Origin of the sequence: Ruoffia sp. FAM 20857 (assembly GCF_045528645.1) — a bacterium.
GTDB classification, from domain to species: domain Bacteria; phylum Bacillota; class Bacilli; order Lactobacillales; family Aerococcaceae; genus Ruoffia; species Ruoffia halotolerans.
In genome coordinates this window covers 94724-116259 of record NZ_JBGQRB010000002.1, presented here as the reverse complement: position 1 = coordinate 116259, position 21536 = coordinate 94724, and the positions used below count along the sequence as shown (strand labels likewise).

Genomic DNA, 21536 nt, shown 5'->3' with positions numbered 1-21536 from the left:
CTAAATTATAAATCTTCACTAAACTCCAACGCTTTTTCAGTGAAATAAATCATTTCCTTAGCTAAATTCCCGCGCAAATCAGAAATAGAAGCCAAGACTAGTTTCTTATCTTCCACAACTAACTTCCCATCAATAAAGACATGACTCACATTTGAAGCATTCGCAGAGTAAACCAAAGCACTGTAAACATCGAAGATTGGGAACATATTCACCGAATCAGTTTCAATTAACACAATATCAGCTTTTTTCCCAACTTCAATCGATCCGATTGAGTCTGACATCCCAATCGCTTCAGCCCCACCCAATGTAGCTAAGCGAACAATCTCTCGTGCAGGGAAGGCAGCACGGTTTCCTGTATGCGTCTTATGAAAATTCGCCACCATCCGCATTTGTGTGAATAAATCGAGCGTGTTGCCACTACTCGGTCCATCCGTCCCTAATCCGACAGCTAAACCGGCCTCTAACATTGAAGAGAGTGGTGCCACGCCTTTAGCTGATTTCGTATTCGCGCCGATACAATGCGCGACTGAAACTTGCTTTTCTTTCATTAAGGCGATATCCGAATCAGCCACGAATATACAATGAGCAGCCAAGGTTTTCTCATCTAATACGCCGAGCTGACTTAAATATTCAACGGGTGTTTGACCATACTCTTCACGGTATTTATCCATCTCAAAAGTCATTTCACTCAGGTGAATGGAGAAAGGAATATAATATTTGCGAGCCAATTCACTCGCAGCAATGAGCGACTCATCCGTATTGGTATAAGGCGCGTGAGGCGCAACTGCAGGGGTAATGCGGTCGTGATTTAACCAACGTGGAATAAAATCTTCGCTATAAGCTAAGCCACCAAATTCAATCTCACTGTCCGGACTTTTATCGATGACAGATTCGCCCAATATCGCGCGAGCATGCATTTCATCTGTTGCTACTGCAATTTCTTCTTCAAAATAATACATATCAAAAAAAGTTGTCACTCCAGCAAGTTGCATTTCTGCAATGGCATATTTAGCACTGTGGTAGGCTAATTCCTTCGTCATGCATTCATGCTCTAAAGGAAATAAGAAGCGCGTTAACCGGTCGGGTGTGTCGTCTCCAAGCGATCTAAAAGGAATCATTCCTACATGCGTGTGGGTATTCACCATACCTGGCATAGCTATGGCACCATTTCCGTCTATCACTGTATCGAAATCCGCCTCAGAAGGAGCTTGACTAGCGTCGCCAAAGCCCACAATTTGCGTACCGTCAATCGTTAAAAAGGCGTCTTCGAATTGTGTAAATTGTGCGTCCAAGGTAATTAAATGAATGTTTTTGATTAATGTTTTCATGCTTAATCCTCCATTAATGGAATCAGTTGATGTGTATGTACATCCATCATACCAAAGTCTGTGATTTTAATTTGAGGCGACACTGGAAGAGATAGCGTAGAAAAAGACATAATTTCATTTGTATTGTCATATCCTAAATGAATCATGGCCTGGCGCACCGCTTTTAAATCGCGACCAATCTCAGGTAATGCTTTATCGCTTATGATTCCACCAATCGGCAGAGGACAAGTTGCGACAACTTCTCCGCCTTGCGCAACAACATAAGCCCCATTCAGACGTAAAACTTCGCGTTGCGCCTGTAAGATATCTTCACTTGATGTTCCCATGACCATTAAATTATGATGATCATGTGCCCAAGTCGTTGCGACAGCACCTTTGTCACTCAATGCGCCTTCTACGAGCCCATAACCAACTTGTCTATTTTTCCCATATCGTTCTTGAACAATAATTAATGACAAGCCGCTAGCTTCCCAATCCAAATAGCCATTCTTCACTTTAACCGTTCGCTTCACATGTTCGGTAAAGGTCCCGACAGATTGAATTTGAATCACATTACACATCACTTCAGACACATCTTCACGCACCGGAATTCGTAAATCATCGAGGGTGAGTTCAGCACAGTTAACAGACGAATAGAAGTGGCTTGGAAAGTCTAAAGCCTCTTGATCAAAAGCCAAGGCATCACCGGCTCGATGAACTAAACGGCCATCTTTATAAACGCAGTCAATCTCGAAAGTATCCAAATCATTCAACAGAATAAAGTCCGCTTTTAACCCACTCGCAATGGCACCACGGTCTTGAAAGCCCATCCGGCGCGCCGGCGTGTATGTACTCATATAAATGGCATCGACCGGGTCTAAGCCTTCCTGAATACCAAGACGCAAGTTGGCGTTCAAATGTCCCTCTAACAAGTCATCAGGCATAATATCATCAGTAATTAAAGCGACATGTTCAAAGAGCTGATGTTCATTAATTACCGCAATATTCTCTTTTGTTAGTGATTTCTTTTGCAACTCAATAAATATCCCGCTCCCAATCTTTTCTAGAATCGATTCAGGGGATTGGTGGGTATGGTCGGCGTTTAAACCGGCATACATAAACTTAGCTAAGTCCTCACATTCAACGCGAGGAATATGGCCTTCGAGAGGCATGAAAGGCTTGTTCGTCTGCACTGTTTGTAGAATATTTTGAATCAGTGAATCTGGCTCTGAAGTGATGCCTTTAAAGTTCATGGCTTCGCCTAAAGCAATTACTTTTGGATGTTCCAATAACTCCGTCACTTCAGCGACACCGATCATTCCACCAGTTGTTTCGCGTTCGGGAACCGTCGACGGAACCGATGAAGGAATCGCGTAGAAGATATCCATTACCGTGTCTTGTGCCATAAACGCATAGATACCTTCAATGCCAAAGACGTTCGCGATCTCATGAGAGTCCGCAACCACTGTTGTCACTCCATGAGACAGGGCAGCTCCAGAGAAGGTTGATGGGGGAATCATCGAGCTTTCAATATGCATGTGAATATCAATCAAACCTGGAACAATAAATTTATCCGAGGCATCCACAATCTCTTTCGGATTTAAATAACGCAAATCAGTCTCTTTAATATAGTAGAAACGGTCGTTAATAATCGCGATATTTTTTCTTTCAAAGCATTTTAAGAAGGCATTAAATACTTGCCCATTTTCAATGAGTAAATCAATCAATTTATTCAATCCTTTCAAGAACAATGAGAAAAAGATGAAACTTCAGGTGACTCCCCGAAATTTCATCTTTTCAAAAGTGAGCTAAAGACTATTGGTTCATCAATTCATTCCAAGTGTTAATCCACTCGTCTAAGTTCTCGTTAACAAAAGTAAAGTCAATGGCTTTGGCGCGTTGAGCAACGTCACCGTAAGTTTTATTAGCAGCTGTTTCTTCGTCTAATTCAACGTCCGCATTTGTTGGAGCTTCGTTTAATGAGCTGGCTGTTTGTGTTTGTAATTCTTCACTAAGTTTCCAGTTAATGAAAGCATAAGCCGCTTCTTTATTTTCTGAAGAAGCAACGACGTTTAAAGTATTAAAGTTTGCGTAAGTTCCAGATTCAGGGACAATGAATTGCACATCTGGGTTTGCTTCAGAAATAATTGGGTAAGCAAAGTCACCAACAACGGCTGCAACAATTTCACCAGATTGGAAAAGGTTCGCTAAGTCAGATGATTTTGTATAAGTTTTTGTAATGTTTGGTTTTAAGTCTGTTAAAGCTTGGAAAGCCGCTTCACCATTATCAGTTGTAATATCAACACCTGCGTGATCACTTGCAACGTGTAACATCGCTGGACCAAACGTTGTTGTAATATCTGGAATCGAAATCTTACCTTCTAAAGCAGGATCCCATAAATCAGACCACTCATCGATAGTCATGCCAGCCGCTTCTTCATTGTAGATAATTCCGATACTATTCATTGTATAAGGCGCTCCAGCTGAATCCACAGCATCTTGGGCACCGTCTACTAATAAAGCTAAATTCGGTACTTTTTCTTCGTCTAAAGGCTCGAACATTCCTTCCGCAACCCCTGAAGCTGCGTTGTTTTGAGATAGTTCAATGACGTCAATGGTTGAGTGTGGGTTGTTTTGTAATTTTGTAAAGCGTTCGCTTGAATTCCCAACTTCGTGCGTAATATTAATGCCTTCTGCTTCAGTAAATGGAGCAAAGACGTCAGATTGAATCACATCTTCTGAAATCGCAAACGTCGAGACAATTAATTCACCATTATCTTGAGCAGATGCTGTGTCTGAAGTAGAAGCCGTGTCTGAATTACCACAAGCCGCAAGGACCATAACTGATGTTAAAGCTAATACAGATGTTTTAATAATTTTCATTATATATTCTCCTTTAAGAATGTTTTAAACTAAAATTAATTTTTCTGGTGTTAGATAAAGAGTAACTTGATCGCCACTTTGATACAGAGTTTGTGAGTCATCATTGACAATTAACTTACCAACCGGAGTCTCCACTTCGTATTGGTAACTTTTACCTAAGAATGTCCGAACTAAAATCTTACCAACAATTGTATTCTCTTCAGAAATTGTATGGTCAATGATTAGAATATCATCTGGGCGAATTGTTGCCTTCACTTCTGCTCGGTCTAAGTCCGCTTGAGTTGTATGAATCGCGGTACCGTTATCAGTAACGTAAGCGCCGCTTGCTTGTTTTGTAAGATTAATAAAATTCTCAAAGCCAATAAAACGAGCAACGAACTCTGTTTTAGGAGAATGATAAATCTCCTCAGGTGTTGCGTATTGTTCAATGACTCCGTTGTTCATAACAGCTACTTTATCTGAGATTGAGAAACACTCTTCTTGATCATGGGTAACAAAGACAGTTGTAATACCTAATTGTCTTTGAATTCGTTTGATTTCCATACGCATAGAGACACGTAATTTAGCGTCTAAGTTACTCAAAGGCTCATCTAGTAATAATAACTTCGGCTCAATAACTAAAGCGCGAGCTAAAGCAACCCGTTGTCTTTGCCCACCGGATAACTGTTTAGGATAACGGTCAGCAAAGTCAGCTAAGCCAGTCACTTCAAGCATGGCAGTGACTTTTTCTTTAATCGTCTGTTTGTCTACTTTTTGCATTTTTAAACCGAAGGCCACATTTTCAAAAATCGTTAAATGCGGGAACAGGGCGTAAGACTGGAAGACCATTCCGAATTGGCGTTTATGTACGGGTGTAGCAGTCAAATCTTCGTTATCCACTGTAAACTGCCCATCATTAGGATCAATTAATCCAGCAATGACACGCAAAGTTGTTGTCTTTCCACAACCCGATGGACCGAGCAGTGACACAAGTTCTCCGTTTTCGATGGAGAGGTTTAAATCTTTTAATATATCTGTCTTCCCGTCATAACTGACGCGAATGTCATTCAAATTAACAAAAGCCATTGTATTGGCGTCCTCCTTATTAAGATATTGAAGCGAGACCTAAAGTCTTCTCAATAATAATCATTAAGATAATTGTCAGTAGCATTAACAGAACAGATAATGCCGAAACTGTTGGATCATAGTTATATTCGATATAACCCATTAAGTTCGTAGGTAAGGCTGTAAAGCCCGGGCCCGTTAAAAATTGTGACACCGGTATGTTGTTGAATGAATTAATAAAGGCCAACATAAAAGCAGCGTAAATACCTGAAGTAATATTAGGTAAAACGATCTTAAAGAAGGCTTCCAAACGTGTACAACCTAAAGTCCAACTTGCTTCTTCAAGGGACATATCTAATTGCTCTAAACTTGAACCCACGACGCGAATAATGTAAGGCAAGCTAATTAAGAAATGTCCTAAAAGCAAACCAATGAAAATTGGAATTTGCATCCGAATCACAATAAACTGAAACAAAGCAAAACCAACAACCACCCCAGGAATAATCGTCGGGGACAGGAAGAAACTCTTCAACCGTGTACGACCGGGAAATTCATAACGCGACAAGGCATAAGCAGCGGGGACACCAATAATTAAGGCTAAGAGCGTCGCCAGAAATGAAATACGCAAGCTCAACCAAAAGCTCGTTAGAAAGCCACCCGTTGTAAAGACATTCGCATACCAATCTAAGGTAAAACCTTCAATCGGGAATTGAATCGTTGGCTTCTCACCAAAAGAGGTCACAATGATAATGAATAAGGGAATAAATAGAAATAGAAAAACAGGAATGACAAAGAGTTTCAAGCCAAATTGTTTACGCATTAAGATCGCCTCCTCTACGGTCAACCATATTCGCAATGGCATTAAAGACATTCATGACAAGGATCGTTGTGACAATCATAATCAAAGCAATCACGCCAGCACTTTGCCAATTACCTAAAGACATTGCTTGTTGATAGAGGAAAGTTGACATCATCATATTCTGATTCCCACCTAGTAATTGTGGCGTCGTATAAGCGGTAAAGGTCCCAGTGAACACTAAGATACTTCCCACAATGACACCAGGAATACTTAAGGGCCAGATTATTTTAACGAAGGCAACAAGCGGATTCGCTCCCAGTGTCTCAGCTGCTTCAATCATTTCAGTATCAATGTTCTCTAAAATTCCCACTAAAGTCGTAATCATTAATGGCAAGAAAAGATAGATTGAACCAATCACAATCGCAAACTCTGTGTACAATAACTTCAATGGTTGCGAGATCAGCCCAGTATTCAGTAAGAATTGATTCACAATCCCATTTGTACCTAAAATATTAATCCAAGCAAAACTTCTCACAACAGAATTCGTTAATAATGGAAAGAGAACGAAGCCCATCAAGAGCGAACGCCACTTCTTGCCTGTGCGAGAGATGTAATAAGCCGTTGGCAAACCTAAGATAATTGTGAATAAGGTGACGATTAAAGACAGCTTAACGGTCCGCCATAGAATACTCAAATTGAAACTACTTGAGAAAAATGACGCATAGGATTCAAAGGTAAAAGCGCCATCATAAAATGTCGGCCAAATAATGGATAACAAAGGCATGACTAGAAAGACAACTAACAATATGAATCCCGGTGTAATCACAATGTACGGGATGTGTTTAGAAGACAAAAATAATTCCTCCTTAAAAAGTAAAATACTCTACTGAAAGAGTATAACTTCTAGGGAGAATATGACAATAGATGACGAATAATCAAAAGAGCTAAAATGATGAATGTTCGTGTTTTAGATAAAGAGTAAGCCAGAGAGAATTTACTTTTATCAAATGTTAGTTTCATATTGACAGCCATCGGATTGGATGGGCTTAGTTGTCTTGGAATCTTAGAGAAAACTAAGACCTCATTCCACTTGCTATATCAGTGAATGTTCATGTATTATATAACTAACATATGATTTATTTTTCATATGAAGCGTAATCATTACACTTAACGTAAAGGAGTTGGCAGTGATGAATCAAATAAAAGAACATAATCACGAGGCTCACACTGAGCATGAACATCAACATCATGGTAAATTACCGGTTGTCTTGTATTTTATCGGGTTAATTGCTTTCTTTGTGGGGCTCTATTTCGAATTTACAAATAATAACTTACTTGCTACTAGCGCTTTCTTGGCATCAATCGTAACGGCAGGTTACCATGTCATTATGGAAGGTGTTGGCGACACCATCTCTAATACTTTGAAGTTGAAACGCTTCATGCCTAACATTCATTTCTTGATGGCGCTCGCTACTTTGGGTGCTGTTCTCATTGGCAATAGTGAAGAGGGTGCCTTATTAATTGTCATCTTTGCCGGAGCACATTTCTTAGAAAGTTATGTCGATGGGAAAAGTAAGAAGGAAATTACGAATTTACTTGAGATGAACCCCACTGAGGCACGGTTAGTGCTTGAAAATGGTGAGACACACTTAGTTTCCGTTGAAGAGGTCAAAGTGGGCGATACATTACAAGTATTAAATGGCGATCAAATTCCGACCGACGGTATTATTCTTCAAGGAACGAGTTCAGTGGATGAATCATCGATTAACGGTGAGAGTATTCCTAAAGAAAAAACGGTCGGTGATGAAGTATTTGCGAGTACGATGAATGAATCGGGTAGTTTTACAATGCAAGTGACAAAAGATAGCTCTGAGACGGTTTTTGCTAAAATTCTGGAGATGGTGAATGAATCGCAAAGTAGTCTCACGAAGACAGCGACCTTGATTCAACGTCTGGAGCCTAAATACGTTTCATTTGTTTTATTCTTATTCCCCTTTGTCATCTTGTCAGGGCCCTTCGTCTTTGATTGGACTTGGGAGATGAGTTGGTACCGTGGGATGGTGTATCTCATTGCGGTGTCACCTTGTGCACTCGCCGCCAGTGCGATTCCAACGACGTTAGCTACGATATCGAATCTGTCTAGAAAAGGTGTTCTAGTTAAAGGTGGGGAATATTTATCCAAGTTAGCGGATCTTAAGGCTGTTTCCTTTGATAAGACAGGGACATTAACTCACGGGAAACCGGAAGTGACCGACTTTGAATATGACGAGGAGCTTGATGAAGCAGAATTAATTGATGTTGTTGTATCGATGGAGAAGCAATCGAATCATCCATTAGCGTCAGCGATTATTAAGCATTTCCCAGGATCGGGCACTTTGTCTTTAGAGGTAGAGAACATTGTAGGACAAGGCTTGTCGGCAACTTACAACAATCAGCATTATCGGATTGGTAAACCAACTTCCTTTGATAAGGTTAGCCCAGAGTATAATCAACTCAAAGAACGATTAGCTCAAGAAGGAAAGACAGTGGTGTATATCGGGCGCGAAGATTGGGTGATTGGACTGATTGCCTTGATGGATGTACCTAATGAAGCTGCGCAAAGTGCGGTGGCGTACTTTAAAGAGGCGGGCATTCATACGACAATGATCACTGGAGACGCTCAGCTAACGGGCGAGGCGATTGGTCGAAAAGTTGGCGTTGATGAGGTTCAAGCGAATGTGATGCCAGAAGATAAAGCTTCGATTGTCAAAGACCAACAAGAGCGGTACGGTCTCACAGCGATGTTGGGCGATGGCGTCAATGATGCGCCGGCCTTGGTTACCGCTGATGTTGGGATTGCGATGGGTGAGGGAACCGATGTCGCGATGGACGTTGCGGATCTGGTTCTGATGCAAAATGACTTAAGTAAACTTGCCTACGCGCATCGATTGACGAAAAAGATGAATAAGATTACATGGCAAAACATTATCTTCTCGATGATTGTAGTGGTCACCTTAGTAACGTTGAACTTCTTAGGTAAGATGGATATTGGCCTAGGCGTGGTGATGCATGAAGGAAGTACGATTCTCGTGATCTTGAATGCCTTACGAATGTTGAAGAGTTTTTAAATATTTTTGTATGAAGGATCTACTAATTTATTTTGGTAGTTCTTTTTTTGGAGCTGTTGAGTATAATAGAGAGTAAAGGAGATCTGGCGATGATTCGTGGGCAGGTATTTGGCTTGGTGGGATACCACCAGGCCGGTATTTGTTTCGTATTTGTCTTCGTGCATCATTACGAAGCCAAATCCAATCCTTCACTCATTTTCTCTTCAATAATCAATCAGGGTTAATCATTTAGCAAAATCTATAATGCTTTCAAACTATAATAAAAAACTAACGATAAAAATTGCTTACGGGATGCCAATTGTATTGAATCCACAGTTTGCGATTCCATGGTTAATTACACCACCTGTTCTGGCAACAATCGCTTACTTCGCAACATCATGGGGTTGGGTACCGCCCGTATTGTTAGCAGTTCCTCGGATTACCCCACCAGGATTATATGCATATCTAGCGACGGGTGGTAGCATTGAAGCGGCCTTACTATCTCTCTTTAACATAGTGGTTGCCTCCTTTATCTACGTACCATTTGTCTTGGCGGCCAATAGAGTTCGAATCGAAGAAGACACTGAGTCTGATACGGTGAATTAAGATGAATGCAAAGTGGCAATTACTGCTTGTTGCATTAGGATTTGTCCTGATCTCATTGAGTCCGACGGTACCTAATATGTATGCAAGTACTGTCAGTGGCTTAGCCTTCATTGGTTTGGGGTGGTACTTGATACGGAAGGATAGTCGGAAAAGACGTTAGAAGTTAGTTTTAGTTGAAATTTGATAGAGTTCTTCCTGTTGAGATTCGACGGGGGTAGTTTTTTGGGCTATAAAACTATCACCAAATTCCAAAACGACCTTCATACATTCCTCGCTTTCATATAGAATGATAAGTACAATGATGCAAATTAACATTATAATAGTAAGGATAAGGTGAGTGGATACTAAGATAATTAATGTGGTAGGAGCTATTCTAATAAAAGAAGGAAAGATATTATGCGCTCAACGGGGAGGAGAGAGATCCTTACCTTATTTATGGGAATTTCCTGTCGGAAAGATTGAGCAAGGTGAGACGCCTCAAGAAGCACTTCATAGAGAATTGATTGAAGAATTAAAAATCGAAGTAGTAGTGAGTGACGAGATCTTTGATGTAGCAAGTTATACCTATGATTTTGGACTGTTAACTTAACAACATTTATCTGTCATTTGGAACTTGGTGAACTAGTATTGACTGAACATGTTGCTATTAAATGGCTCGCCTCTAAAGAGATTAAAGCATTAAATTGGGCACCAGCAGATATACCAGCTGTTGAAAAACTAAGCCAACTTGATCTAAGTTTAGGTATTCAAGATGGACCTATTAGAACAATCACTTAGAAAAGCTTTATCAATCGAAAAGAAATTGGCTCGCAATATGATCCAAAGTTAATTATTAATCAACTTGAGAAAAAAGAATTTTTGTTGAATTATTTACAGGATGAGACTGAGAAATGTGTATCATTCATTTTCTCAATCTCAGTGATTGTAATGTTCGTCATATTAAATATTATTGGTGCGCTCGACTTGCCAATGGGCGTTGTGTTCCATGAAGGGTCAACCTTCTTAGTTATTTTAAACGGCTTACGATTATTGTCGGAGAGGGATGCGAAGAATTAGTAGAGATAGAAAACCACAGCTGATAAACTGTGGTTTTTCTATAGGTACTTATGGTTAACTTACCTTGTAAAATAAAATAAAACGAATTAATGCCAATAATAAGAATATTTTTCTCAAAATACCTGTAAATTAATATCAAAGTACCTTTTGGTGCAGTAACTAATTAGATGTATAATAAAGACAGATGAAATGAACGGAATCATAAACTACTACATTTTAGAAAGGATACCATATTGAAACATAATTATTATACAACGAACAAAAAATTTACCGATATTGAAAATACTGTCCTGAAGTACATCGACAATAATCAGACTATGTTAAAAGATTTGACGATTCAAAAGTTAGCGGACGAAACGTTTACTTCTAAGTCGACAATTTTTCGATTAGCTAAGAAGCTTGGATTCGATGGATTTACAGATATGATTTATCACTTGAGTCGTCAGCAAGTTAAGACGGTGGACGGCGAAGTGGATACTTATATTGGTGACTTATCAACGAGTATTCAGAAGATATTTATACAAAATGAAAAAAATTTACTAGATTTTGTCGAGCGGACAAAAAAAGATGACCGTTCACTTTACATTATTGGAACAGGATATTCAGGGATTATCGGAGAGTATTTATATAAGAAAATACTTGGGCAAGGCGAGCTGGTTTATTACTCTAATGGAGCGGATACAAATGCTTTATTTCTCAATAATTTACATCGTATTTCAGATATTATATGTGTTTCAAAAAGTGGCGAAACAGATCTCGTGAATACTAAAGCTGAGATTGCGAAAGAGAAAGGTATAGGTGTTATTTCATTTACCCACTCCAGTGATAATTCACTCGCAAATCTATCAGATATTGCTTTTACGATTGATGACAATCAGTTTTTGGATCGAAATAATATTAACTCCACCCAATTTTATTCGATGTTATTACTCTATTTAGAGTATCTTATTGAAAAGTCTTTCTAAATTATAGAAAAACTTTTCTTTTTTTTGGAAAAAATTCCTAAGAAGCCCTTTCCTATGTTAATGAAAGCGTTTTGATGGTAGAGTATTTTTACAAACAAAAAGGAGGTTCATGTATGAACAAAGGGCAAAGTATAATGGATGTCATGCAACGTTTTTCAAAAGCGATGTTCATTCCCGTCTTGATTCTACCGATAGCTGGTTTGTTGATTGCGATTGGGAATATCTTTACGAATCCAAATTTACTAGAGGTGGTACCATTTCTAGATAATCCATACACCGTCGGATTTGGAACGATTATATCCGGATCATTAGTAACAATTCTACAGAATTTAGGTATCATATTCTGTGTCGGAATTGCGGTTGGTTTAGCTGATAATAAAAAAGGTGAAGCTGGTTTCACTGCAATGTTAGCATTTTTAGTTTTCATTAACGCTATGAACAAATTTATGGAACTTAACGGAACATTAGCTGATCCAGAAGCTTTAAGAGGAACTGGACAGAGTGTCGTTCTAGGGGTTCAAGTTTTAGACATGGGTGTATTCGCTGGGATCCTACTTGGTGTCATCATCGCATATGTATTCAACAAGTATGCAGATATTGAATTCAATAATGCTTTTAATATTTATGGTGGAACACGTTTTGCATTTATAGTCTTAATTCCCGTTGTAGTTATTTTTGCGATTGTGATGACTTACATCTGGCCGTTCTTCCAAAGTGGTATCAATTCACTTGGTGGGTGGATTCAACATGCTGGTAACTTTGGACTGTTCGTATATGGTGCTCTTGAAAGATTACTTATCCCAACAGGCTTACACCACTTAGTTTATACACCATTCTTATATTCATCACTTGGTGGGACTGAAGTAATTGGGGAAGCTGTATTCGAGGGTTCTCGTAATATTTATTATGCTGAGATGGTTGAACCGTCAATTCGTCAATTATCTGAAAGTGTTATCTGGGACGCGCGTGGTATTTCGAAGATGTTTGGTCTAATCGGAGCGTGTCTGGCAATGTACGTTACAGCAGATCCAGATAAGAAACAACGTGCGAAAGCTATTCTTATTCCGGCAGCCTTTACTTCATTTATTGCTGGAGTTACTGAACCAATTGAATTTTCATTCATGTTTATCGCACCCATTTTATATGTTGTGCATGCGGCTTTAAGTGGCTTAAGTATGGTTGTATTAAACATATTCAATGTCCGTTCAATTGGTCCTAATGGTTTTATTGATTTCTTATTAATGAACGTACCTTTAGGAATTGAAAAAACGGGCTGGCCAATGTATATCTTGGTTGGACTTGTGTTCTTTGTCATCTACTTTGTTGTCTTTAGACTCTTAATTAAAATTATGGACTTGAAGACAATCGGACGTGAGACTGAGGGAGCAGAGACAAGATTATATTCAAAAAAAGATTATTTAGATAAGCAAACGAACCTTAGCCATGAAGATGATGTAGATGTCGCTACTCAAGAACGTGGAAGCATCGGAGTTACTGTTGTTGAGTTGTTAGGTGGAAAAGATAATATCGAATCAGTCACGAATTGTTATTCAAGACTTCGAACGGTATTAAAAGATCCTGAACTTGTTGATGAAGCTGGGTTGAAAAATGAAACTCAAGCGAGTGGAGTTGTTGTCAAAGGGAACAATGTTCAAGTAGTATACGGAGTTCAAGTTGGATCAATTAGAAAGTCAGTTGATGAAGTATTAGGCTTCAGTTCAAAAGATTAGTCATTAGGAAAGGACGTCATTAAATTATGAAGAAATTCTCAGTTGTTATTGCAGGAGGCGGAAGTACATTTACGCCAGGTATTGTTAAAATGTTACTTGAAAATATCGACCGCTTCCCCTTAGAAAGATTGTATCTATATGATAATGATGAAGCGCGTCAAGCGATTTTAGGTGAAGCGATTGATATTATGTTAAAAGAAGAAGCACCAGATATTGATTTCGCTTATACGACAGATCCAGAGAAAGCTTTCACCGGTATGGATTTCTGTATGGCACACATACGAGTAGGGAAATATGCAATGCGTGAACAAGATGAAAAAATACCGTTAAAGCATGACTTAATCGGGCAAGAAACATGTGGACCGGGTGGAATGGCTTACGGTATGCGAAGTATTGGTGGCATGATTGAATTAATCGATCTAATGGAAGAATATGCACCAGATTGCTGGATGTTAAACTACTCCAACCCAGCATCAATCGTAGCAGAAGCGTGCCGCGTCTTAAAGCCGGAATCTAAAGTCTTAAATATTTGTGATATGCCAGTTGGTACGTTACGCCGTATGTCTCAGATCTTAGGCATGACACCAGACGAATTAGAAGTAGATTACTTTGGTTTAAACCACTTTGGTTGGTGGACATCAATCCGTGGAAAAGATGGAACGGATTACACAGAACAAGTTAAAGCCTATGTAAAAGAGAATGGATACTTGAACCAAGTAGAGATTGATACGCAACATACTGACCCAAGCTGGCAAGAGACACATAAAAAAGCACGTGATTTATTCGCTGTTGAGCCACGCTTCTTGCCAAATACATACCTACAATATTATCTGTTCCCAGATGAAATGGTTGAACATTCTAATCCAGAATTCACCCGTGCAAACGAAGTAATGGCTGGACGTGAAAAAGATGTCTTTGATACAGCAAAAGGGATTATTGCTGCCGGAACAGCTAAAGAAAATGGCTTCCATATTGATAGTCACGCATCTTTTATTGTGGATTTAGCGCGAGCGATCGCATTCAATACTCATGAGCGAATGATTATGATTGTTGAAAATAATGGGGCGATTGCCAACTTCCCAGATGATGTCATGGTTGAAGTTCCATGTATTATTGGTTCAAAAGGACCAGAGCCATTAGCTCAAGGAAAGATTCCAATGTTCGAACAAGCGCTAATGTTCCAACAGGCTTCATCGGAAAAACTATTAGTTGAAGGGTTTATTGAAGGAAGTTATCAAAAAGTGTGGCAAGCTTATACATTATCTAGAACGATACCAAGTGCAACAAAAGCACGTGAAGTATTAGATGATTTAATTGTTGCCAATGGTGATTTCTGGCCAGAATTAAACTAAGGTGGTCTTTATGGAAATAACAATTATTGGATTAGGCAAGATGGGGTTATCGCTTGCTAAACAATTGAATAAGCAAGGTCAGACAATTAACGGATTCGATGTGAATCCGTTAATTTCTGACATTTATTCTGATGAACGTCTAAACTACTTAAGTAGTATCAATGACTTAAAATCAGTTCAAGATACGAAAAATTTAGTATTTCTACTTCTACCAGCAGGTGGACCAACGAAAGCAACGATTTATGAACTGTCGAGTCTTCTGAAAAAAGATGATGCGATTATTGATTTTTCGAATTCATTCTATAAAGATTCGATTGATAATTTTGAAGCACTGCGTGATTTAGGGATTAAGTACTATGATTGTGGGCTATCGGGTGGTGTTGAAGGGGCACTGAATGGGGCTTGTATGATGTTAGGTGGCCAAGCTGAGACGGACCAAGCATTACTTGATTTATTAGCCTCACTTTGCGTACCAGGCGGCTTTGAATTTTACCCCCAACCAGGAAGTGGGCATTACTTAAAGATGGTTCATAACGGGATTGAATATGGCATGATGCAAGCGATCGCTGAAGGCTTAGAACTATTACATAGTCAGAGTCACTATGACTTTGATTTAAGTCGTGTCACCAATAATTGGCGTTATGGATCAATTATTGAGTCAGCTTTAATGGATAATATTCATGAAGAGTTAACTAGAGATGAAGACTTAGCCCAATTTAATCAGAAAGTTCATGCATCTGGTGAAGCAAAATGGATGGTAAGTGAAGCCCTACAGGAGGAAGTTCCTACCCCTGTCATTTCTTTATCATTAATGAAGCGTAACGCGTCCTTGAAAGAGGTGCCCTTCTCAAATCAAGTGCTATCTGCCATGAGATTCAACTTTGGTGGGCATAAGGAATATTGAGTAAATTCATTGCGAGTATCGATGTAGGAACTACGAATATCAAGATTAATTTATTTAATGCTACATATGAAGTCATCGATACAGTTATAGCGCCTCACTTAACTATCTACAAAACGGACTCACTATTTGAGATGGATTTGGAAGAAATTTGGGGAAATATTAGAGCTGGCTTGAAAGATTTGATATCAAGAAATGCCATTAGCAACTTGGAAATCATTCTGACAACTGCAATGCATAGTGTTCAATTAATCAATCAAGATGATACCCTCTTTGGAGCTTTGGTAACTTGGGCTGATACTCGCGGGGCTGAGATGATTAAACAGTTGAGTCCTGAAATATTAGTAGAACAATATTACCGGACTGGAACGCCGAATCATAGCATGAATCCGTATTATAAATTATTGAGTATATATCAAAAAGACAAGCGGGTTGGATCATTAAAAGATATATTATTCCACCGATTGACAGGGGAATGGGTACTTGATGTAAGTAATGCCTCCAGCAGTGGATTGTTGAATTTGACGGAGTTGACTTGGGATGATAGGTCGTTAAGTGAGATTGGCCTGGGTATTAATCATCTTCCACGAATTGAAGCGGTCGATTATAATCGACCAGCTTTACCTTTACTTTTTGATGCGGAGGTGACGGTCACGATTGGAACGTCTGATGGCATCTCATCGAATTACGTATTTAGTGACTTGGATGAACTGGCCGTATTATCGATTGGCACTAGCCATGCTGTGCGTGTCATTCATTCAGAGGCCCAATTAAACGATCAATACCAAAACTTTGCCTATAATATTAAGGAAAATAAATATTTACTTGGTTTACCTAGTAACAATGGAGCAGATGTTCTATCTTGGACCAATAAAGTCTTCAATAGTAGTTTTGAAGAGTTGGATGCAATTGCAGCCAAACGGCCGCATACAGAAAGTATCTTTGTACCGTATTTAAACGGTGAGCGAGCACCTACTTGGGATGAGGCGGCAACAGGAAACTTACTGGCTTTAACACGAACAAGTTCGAGAGAATCTGTATTATTCTCGGTTATTCTAGGAATGTTGTTTAATATTAAGCACAATGTGAGTATCTTGGAAGAACTTGCTGATTTTAACGCCATTGGTTTAGTGGGAGGAATTACAAAGCTCGAAGCATTCCCACAATTAATTGCCGATATCTTAGGCTATAAATTATACATTCCACTGATAGAAAATGCAGAAACACTGGGAAGTATTGCGGCTGTTAAAGAGATGGAATTACTCAGAGAATATCGGATTGTTGAACCGCAGTTTGACAAAGACTATGATGCGATGTTTAAGAAATATATGGAAAACGTATTGATTTAGTTGAGAGTTAGATTTAGCTTTGACTATCACATAAAACCCCAGAGACTCAGGTTAATTTCGGGGGTTTTTTATGAAACGATTGCTTTTGAACCCGTTATTTACAGAGAGGGTATCATCTCAGGATATATGAACCCACTCTACACGTTTGAGGTATGGACTGGGACTATGAATTCGGGTAATCAATCCATGTTAATGAAGGATCGGCCAACTCAAACGGCTATTTTACCTAAAGCAATCCAAATTTGAAAGTCATACTAGGTAATATTGTGAGGTCAATGTCTTTAATGAGAATGGGAATCTTATGTATCAAGATGCACTAGACGTTTATGAATACCGGCTAACAGCGCTTGCGCATAAGTCAGGCTTCTTAACGCTAGAGCGTTATTTTCTCAATCAAGACTATATAGAAGGTTATACATACCCATATGCAACGGTTACGATCATTGCTACTGTAGGTTTGGGTAATGGTTACTGGGAGACAGTTCAAGCTGATGGGGATGGTTATTTTTATTTAACGGTTCGGGGATATGATAATCACTATCAAACTTACGATGCTGTTGAACATCCAGAAATGAGAGAAGTTATTTTCGTTACGCCATACCCATGGACTGGATGGGAGCATAAGAATGCTGAGTGGTGATGAAATATATATTTTTAGAGGAACATCTACGAGTTGAGATAGCTTGTAGGTGTTTTTGTTTTGGAAATTCTAGATTAATATTCAAGTATATAGTTTTATCACAACTTTGTTGGGATGCGTGAGTCGATATTCAACTAAGCGGAGCGTGGCAGCTCTTCGCGATAGACTGAATCCACTAAACCAGAGCGTGGTGACACCTTACGACGCACCGTTTTTATTGATTCGGAGCTTGGCATCACCTCTCACAACGCTCCCATCTACCACTTTAAATCTTAACCAAATAACATTATTAGCGTTATCTATTACGACTAATGAGTAATGATACAGATATGGTATAATAAAGTATCAAGTATGGGGGAATGAGAATATGAAACGGGAAAGAGGTACATCATTAAATACTGAATTAATGCAAAAGCAACGTCAACAAATGAGTTTTGACCAGTTACAAGCGTTAAGAATCCTTCAAACAGCTCGTGAAGATTTAAGTCAATTATTGATGGATATATCACAAGAGAATCCCTTCATGGTTGTTGAAGATACACGAGATATGTTAGAGATTAATTCGTTAGGATTCGATAATATTCTGATTGAAGATGGTGTTAGTCAGTATGATTCATATGGTAACATGGTTAACTCATCAGATAGGCAAGATAATCACCAAGCAATGATAAATCAACTAGAGGATCAGAGACAACAATCCTTTCGAACTAATTTAATAGACCAAATCATGTGTTATCGCAAGACCCGTTTGCGAGATCTGATGATTAGGCTAGTGGATGAATTCGATGAACATGGCTTTCTTAGCAAGTCAGACGAAGCGTTACAATTGATTCTAGAGTGTGATACGATTGAGTTACTCGATGCGATCACTTTACTTCAACAATTAGAACCCGTTGGTGTTGGTGCGCGTGATTTGAGGGAATTATGGATGCTTCAAACTGAACACGACCCATCAGCTCCAGAGATAGCTTACGTTGTTTTAGAAATATACTTTAATGAGTTAGTCAATCGTGAATACCAAACGATATCTAATCATTTAAATGTTTCTATTGAGGATATATTAGAGACAGTCGCTTATTATCAAACCTTAGCGATAACGCCTGCGGTTTACTTTTATAGTGAGGAAACACAATATATTGAACCAGATGTATTTATTCAACAGAAAGAAGAGGGATACGAAGTATCTTATAATTTTCAAAACTTACCGAAATTAAGTTTTAATGATACATATTATCAAGAAATGAAAGCCATTGATGATACTGATTTGAAAGAATTTATCAAGGACAAGCGACAGCAAGTGAGAGCTGTCTCGTATAGTTTGAAACGTAGAGAAGTGACACTCGTTCAAGTTACACAAGCAATTATTGAAGCACAAGCGCTTTTTTTCAATTCAAAAGGGCATCAAGTGTCTCCATTAACGATTAAACAAATAGCTGAAAGATGTGACCTTAGTCCTTCCACAGTAAGTCGTACTATTCAAGGTAAGTATTTTTATACTGATTTTGGTACATTTGAATTGCGAAAACTCTTTACAACATCATCAGTTCAGTCAGAATCAGGTGAAGAGTTAAGTCAACAATTTATATTAAAAGAAATTCAAAAGTTAATTAATCAAGAAGACAAGCAACATCCCTTATCAGATCAGAAACTAGCGGATATTCTTCATGAGAGAGGTTACGCGATCTCACGTCGTACGGTTAATAAATATCGCAAGGAATTAGGCATCTTATCCACAACAAAAAGAAGGATTAAGTAATGGAAAAGAGTTATGAATATTTTTTATAATTTAAAGAAAGCGCTTCACTTACTTATGAGAGCAAGTTATAATATAACTGAGGGGTGATGAACGTTGAACGAATTATTGTGGAAAGAGTTTGTCATTAAAAAAGTAATTAATCCTGATGCATTACCGGATAAAATAGCTAATTCATGGGAAGTATGTCGCAAAAAGGATTTAAATCCGTTTCAAATGGTTAGTAATACAGTATTACGTTATGACCAATTATCAATGAAACAGAAGCGTCATAAACTATTAATTGATTTAGTTGAAGAAGAGATTATCAAGATATCTAAAATTTTAAATCAAAGTGAATCATTGTTTATCTTAACCGATGCAGAAGGCTATATTATTTGGAGGCAAGGGAACGCTAGAGCGATTGATCAAGCAAATAATATTGGCTTCTTTGAGGGGAGTCGGTGGAACGAGCTCGATGTGGGAACAAATGCGATATCACTCGCTATATCAAAAAGGATGAGTCAAAAGGTATCTCGTTTTGAGCACTATGCAGTTGCATCGCATGAATGGAGTTGTTTTGCATGTCCCATATTTGATGGGGATCATCTAGTAGGCATATTAGATATTTCCACCTATAAGAATAATCATATTGAACACCAAAGTGTTACACAGTTAATTGCTGAGCGAGTCATGAACCGTTTATTCCAACGTCGAATCAAGCAGCAGCAAGCTTTAATGACTTATGTAGTAGGTACTGATAATCATAGCGTGCTTTGCAATGAGCACAAGCAAGTGGTTTACTTTCCTACTGAAATGGAAAGGTATAAGCAACTATCTCTAGGTATTGATATTGAAGCTTTTTGTCATCAATATGACGGTCTGTATAATGTTGAGTCCCTTTTGTATGATCAGGAGCTGATTGGTTATAAGTATCAATTCTATACCAATAATCATACAGAAAGAAAATATTATCCAGGTGTACTATCAGAGAATAAGGCTTATCAGAATTTTTTAGAGAAAGTTTATAAGGCGGCTGAGGGTACTGTACCCGTTCATATACGAGGTGAATCAGGTTCTGGTAAGGAGATTATTGCCAAAACGATTCACTATAATAGTCCATATAAGGATGGACCATTAATTAGTCTAAATTGTGGTTCAATTAGTGAAAACTTACTAGAAAGTGAGTTGTTTGGGTATGCGGCTGGGGCATTTACCGGAGCGAGCAAGGAAGGCTATAGCGGTAAGATGCAACAAGCAGAAGGAGGCACACTCTTCTTAGACGAAGTGGACAGTATGTCTTTAAAAATGCAAGCCGCATTACTACGTGCGATTGAAGAAAAACAGGTGACACCGATTGGTAGCAATAAATCTTACACGGTTGATTTTCGAATTGTGACAGTAACTAATCAGGATTTGAAAACTGCCGTTTGTGAAGGTCGCTTTAGAGAAGATTTATACTACCGACTCTATGTCATTCCACTTCAAATACCACCTTTACGTCAACGAACAGAAGATTTACTTCCATTAATTGAATCATTCTGCCAGAAGAAAAAGTGGCAAATTACGTGGAAGAGAGAATTATTCGACATAACGAAACACTATCCTTGGTATGGGAATATTCGAGAGTTTAACAATTTTCTTGAACGGTTGTATATGTTCTATCCTATCGAACAACCTAGCTTGCCTGTCATCAAAGAGTTAATTGAAATGACCACCTTTAGTGCTCCACAAGCACCAAGTAACCTTAGGGTGAAAATAGAACAAGAAAAAAATATACAACCTAAAAATGAAGCAGAAAAAATTCTTCAAACACTTGAAGAATATAATTATCATAAGAGTCACGCTGCGAAAGCTTTGAATATGTCACGAACTACCCTCTATCGCAAGATTAAGAAATACCAATTAGATGTAATATAGATAAACTGTTTCACCTTGTTCCACATAGGACACAGGATACACCAATTGAAACAAATTGTTGCACCTTGTTACATAAAGTATTTTATTCAATGAGTCAACGTAGTTTATATCGCCTTTTCAAAAGTTGGCACGGAAATTGCTATATATTAAGTAGAGAGGAAACATC

The 21536-nt window shown here is 38.6% G+C and carries 17 protein-coding genes and 2 pseudogenes; 12 read left to right on the top strand and 7 right to left on the bottom strand.

Annotation, left to right across the window (positions count from 1 at the left end; genetic code table 11):
- Window positions 1–5: 5 nt before the first annotated feature.
- From ACEN4N_RS01150 to ACEN4N_RS01125, 6 genes are all read right to left on the bottom strand, one after another.
- Complete coding sequence (locus ACEN4N_RS01150; RefSeq protein ID WP_407093536.1) at window positions 6–1328, bottom strand: amidohydrolase; 1323 nt, start codon at window positions 1326–1328, stop codon at window positions 6–8.
- 2 nt (window positions 1329–1330) lie between these two features.
- Window positions 1331–3043 (bottom strand): adenine deaminase C-terminal domain-containing protein, encoded by a 1713-nt coding sequence (locus tag ACEN4N_RS01145; protein ID WP_407093535.1) that lies wholly within the window; start codon window positions 3041–3043, stop codon window positions 1331–1333.
- A gap of 79 nt (window positions 3044–3122) precedes the next feature.
- Entirely contained in the window at window positions 3123–4190 is a 1068-nt protein-coding gene (locus tag ACEN4N_RS01140) for a PotD/PotF family extracellular solute-binding protein (protein ID WP_197103003.1), read from the bottom strand.
- 24 nt (window positions 4191–4214) lie between these two features.
- A complete protein-coding gene (locus ACEN4N_RS01135; RefSeq protein ID WP_407089804.1) occupies window positions 4215–5255 on the bottom strand; it encodes an ABC transporter ATP-binding protein in 1041 nt (346 codons plus the stop codon).
- A gap of 19 nt (window positions 5256–5274) precedes the next feature.
- Entirely contained in the window at window positions 5275–6054 is a 780-nt protein-coding gene (locus ACEN4N_RS01130; RefSeq protein WP_407089805.1) for an ABC transporter permease, read from the bottom strand.
- Window positions 6047–6886 carry an ABC transporter permease gene (locus ACEN4N_RS01125; protein ID WP_407089806.1) on the bottom strand — a complete coding sequence of 280 codons (840 nt, stop codon included), beginning with the start codon at window positions 6884–6886 and terminating at the stop codon, window positions 6047–6049. The genes ACEN4N_RS01130 and ACEN4N_RS01125 overlap by 8 nt, the downstream gene beginning before the upstream one ends.
- 337 nt (window positions 6887–7223) lie before the next feature.
- Between ACEN4N_RS01125 and ACEN4N_RS01120 the strand changes: the two genes are divergently transcribed.
- On the top strand, window positions 7224–9140 hold the full coding sequence (locus ACEN4N_RS01120) for a heavy metal translocating P-type ATPase (protein WP_407089807.1): 1917 nt from the start codon (window positions 7224–7226) through the stop codon (window positions 9138–9140).
- A gap of 27 nt (window positions 9141–9167) precedes the next feature.
- Here the strand turns inward: ACEN4N_RS01120 and ACEN4N_RS01115 are convergent, their stop codons facing one another.
- Window positions 9168–9332, bottom strand: a complete 165-nt coding sequence (locus ACEN4N_RS01115; protein ID WP_407089808.1) for a hypothetical protein — start codon at window positions 9330–9332, stop codon at window positions 9168–9170.
- An 87-nt stretch (window positions 9333–9419) separates the two neighbouring features.
- On the opposite strand from ACEN4N_RS01115, the pseudogene ACEN4N_RS01110 reads away from it, so the two are divergent.
- The 11 genes and pseudogenes from ACEN4N_RS01110 to ACEN4N_RS01060 all read left to right on the top strand — a co-directional run.
- Window positions 9420–9725, top strand: a pseudogene (locus tag ACEN4N_RS01110) (PTS sugar transporter subunit IIC); the annotation flags it as partial.
- Window position 9726: 1 nt separating this feature from the next.
- Window positions 9727–9885 (top strand): hypothetical protein, encoded by a 159-nt coding sequence (locus ACEN4N_RS01105; RefSeq protein WP_407093534.1) that lies wholly within the window; start codon window positions 9727–9729, stop codon window positions 9883–9885.
- Window positions 9886–10062: 177 nt separating this feature from the next.
- Window positions 10063–10502 (top strand): annotated as a pseudogene (locus ACEN4N_RS01100) ((deoxy)nucleoside triphosphate pyrophosphohydrolase).
- A gap of 512 nt (window positions 10503–11014) precedes the next feature.
- Window positions 11015–11746 (top strand): MurR/RpiR family transcriptional regulator, encoded by a 732-nt coding sequence (locus ACEN4N_RS01095; RefSeq protein WP_407093533.1) that lies wholly within the window; start codon window positions 11015–11017, stop codon window positions 11744–11746.
- A 113-nt stretch (window positions 11747–11859) separates the two neighbouring features.
- Window positions 11860–13476 carry a PTS transporter subunit EIIC gene (locus tag ACEN4N_RS01090; protein ID WP_407093532.1) on the top strand — a complete coding sequence of 539 codons (1617 nt, stop codon included), beginning with the start codon at window positions 11860–11862 and terminating at the stop codon, window positions 13474–13476.
- 26 nt (window positions 13477–13502) lie between these two features.
- Complete coding sequence (locus tag ACEN4N_RS01085) at window positions 13503–14828, top strand: 6-phospho-alpha-glucosidase (protein WP_407089812.1); 1326 nt, start codon at window positions 13503–13505, stop codon at window positions 14826–14828.
- Window positions 14829–14838: 10 nt separating this feature from the next.
- Window positions 14839–15732, top strand: coding sequence for an NADP-dependent phosphogluconate dehydrogenase (locus ACEN4N_RS01080; protein ID WP_407093531.1), 894 nt, complete (start codon window positions 14839–14841; stop codon window positions 15730–15732).
- Entirely contained in the window at window positions 15729–17078 is a 1350-nt protein-coding gene (locus ACEN4N_RS01075) for an FGGY family carbohydrate kinase (RefSeq protein WP_407093530.1), read from the top strand. The genes ACEN4N_RS01080 and ACEN4N_RS01075 overlap by 4 nt, the downstream gene beginning before the upstream one ends.
- A 301-nt stretch (window positions 17079–17379) precedes the next feature.
- Window positions 17380–17718, top strand: coding sequence for a hypothetical protein (locus tag ACEN4N_RS01070; RefSeq protein ID WP_197105118.1), 339 nt, complete (start codon window positions 17380–17382; stop codon window positions 17716–17718).
- Window positions 17719–18085: 367 nt separating this feature from the next.
- Window positions 18086–19474, top strand: coding sequence for an RNA polymerase factor sigma-54 (rpoN, locus tag ACEN4N_RS01065; RefSeq protein ID WP_407090749.1), 1389 nt, complete (start codon window positions 18086–18088; stop codon window positions 19472–19474).
- Between the two features lie 93 nt (window positions 19475–19567).
- Window positions 19568–21370 (top strand): sigma-54-dependent Fis family transcriptional regulator, encoded by a 1803-nt coding sequence (locus ACEN4N_RS01060; RefSeq protein ID WP_407090748.1) that lies wholly within the window; start codon window positions 19568–19570, stop codon window positions 21368–21370.
- The last annotated feature ends 166 nt before the right edge of the window (window positions 21371–21536 follow it).

Coding starts and splice junctions, on each gene's coding strand:
- ACEN4N_RS01085 (WP_407089812.1), top strand. CDS start 13,503: ATGAAGAAATTCTCAGTTGTTATTGCAGGAGGCGGAAGTACATTTACG.
- ACEN4N_RS01130 (WP_407089805.1), bottom strand. CDS start 6,054: ATGCGTAAACAATTTGGCTTGAAACTCTTTGTCATTCCTGTTTTTCTA.
- ACEN4N_RS01070 (WP_197105118.1), top strand. CDS start 17,380: ATGTATCAAGATGCACTAGACGTTTATGAATACCGGCTAACAGCGCTT.
- ACEN4N_RS01140 (WP_197103003.1), bottom strand. CDS start 4,190: ATGAAAATTATTAAAACATCTGTATTAGCTTTAACATCAGTTATGGTC.
- ACEN4N_RS01135 (WP_407089804.1), bottom strand. CDS start 5,255: ATGGCTTTTGTTAATTTGAATGACATTCGCGTCAGTTATGACGGGAAG.
- ACEN4N_RS01090 (WP_407093532.1), top strand. CDS start 11,860: ATGAACAAAGGGCAAAGTATAATGGATGTCATGCAACGTTTTTCAAAA.
- rpoN (WP_407090749.1), top strand. CDS start 18,086: ATGAAACGGGAAAGAGGTACATCATTAAATACTGAATTAATGCAAAAG.
- ACEN4N_RS01150 (WP_407093536.1), bottom strand. CDS start 1,328: ATGAAAACATTAATCAAAAACATTCATTTAATTACCTTGGACGCACAA.
- ACEN4N_RS01105 (WP_407093534.1), top strand. CDS start 9,727: ATGAATGCAAAGTGGCAATTACTGCTTGTTGCATTAGGATTTGTCCTG.
- ACEN4N_RS01120 (WP_407089807.1), top strand. CDS start 7,224: ATGAATCAAATAAAAGAACATAATCACGAGGCTCACACTGAGCATGAA.
- ACEN4N_RS01080 (WP_407093531.1), top strand. CDS start 14,839: ATGGAAATAACAATTATTGGATTAGGCAAGATGGGGTTATCGCTTGCT.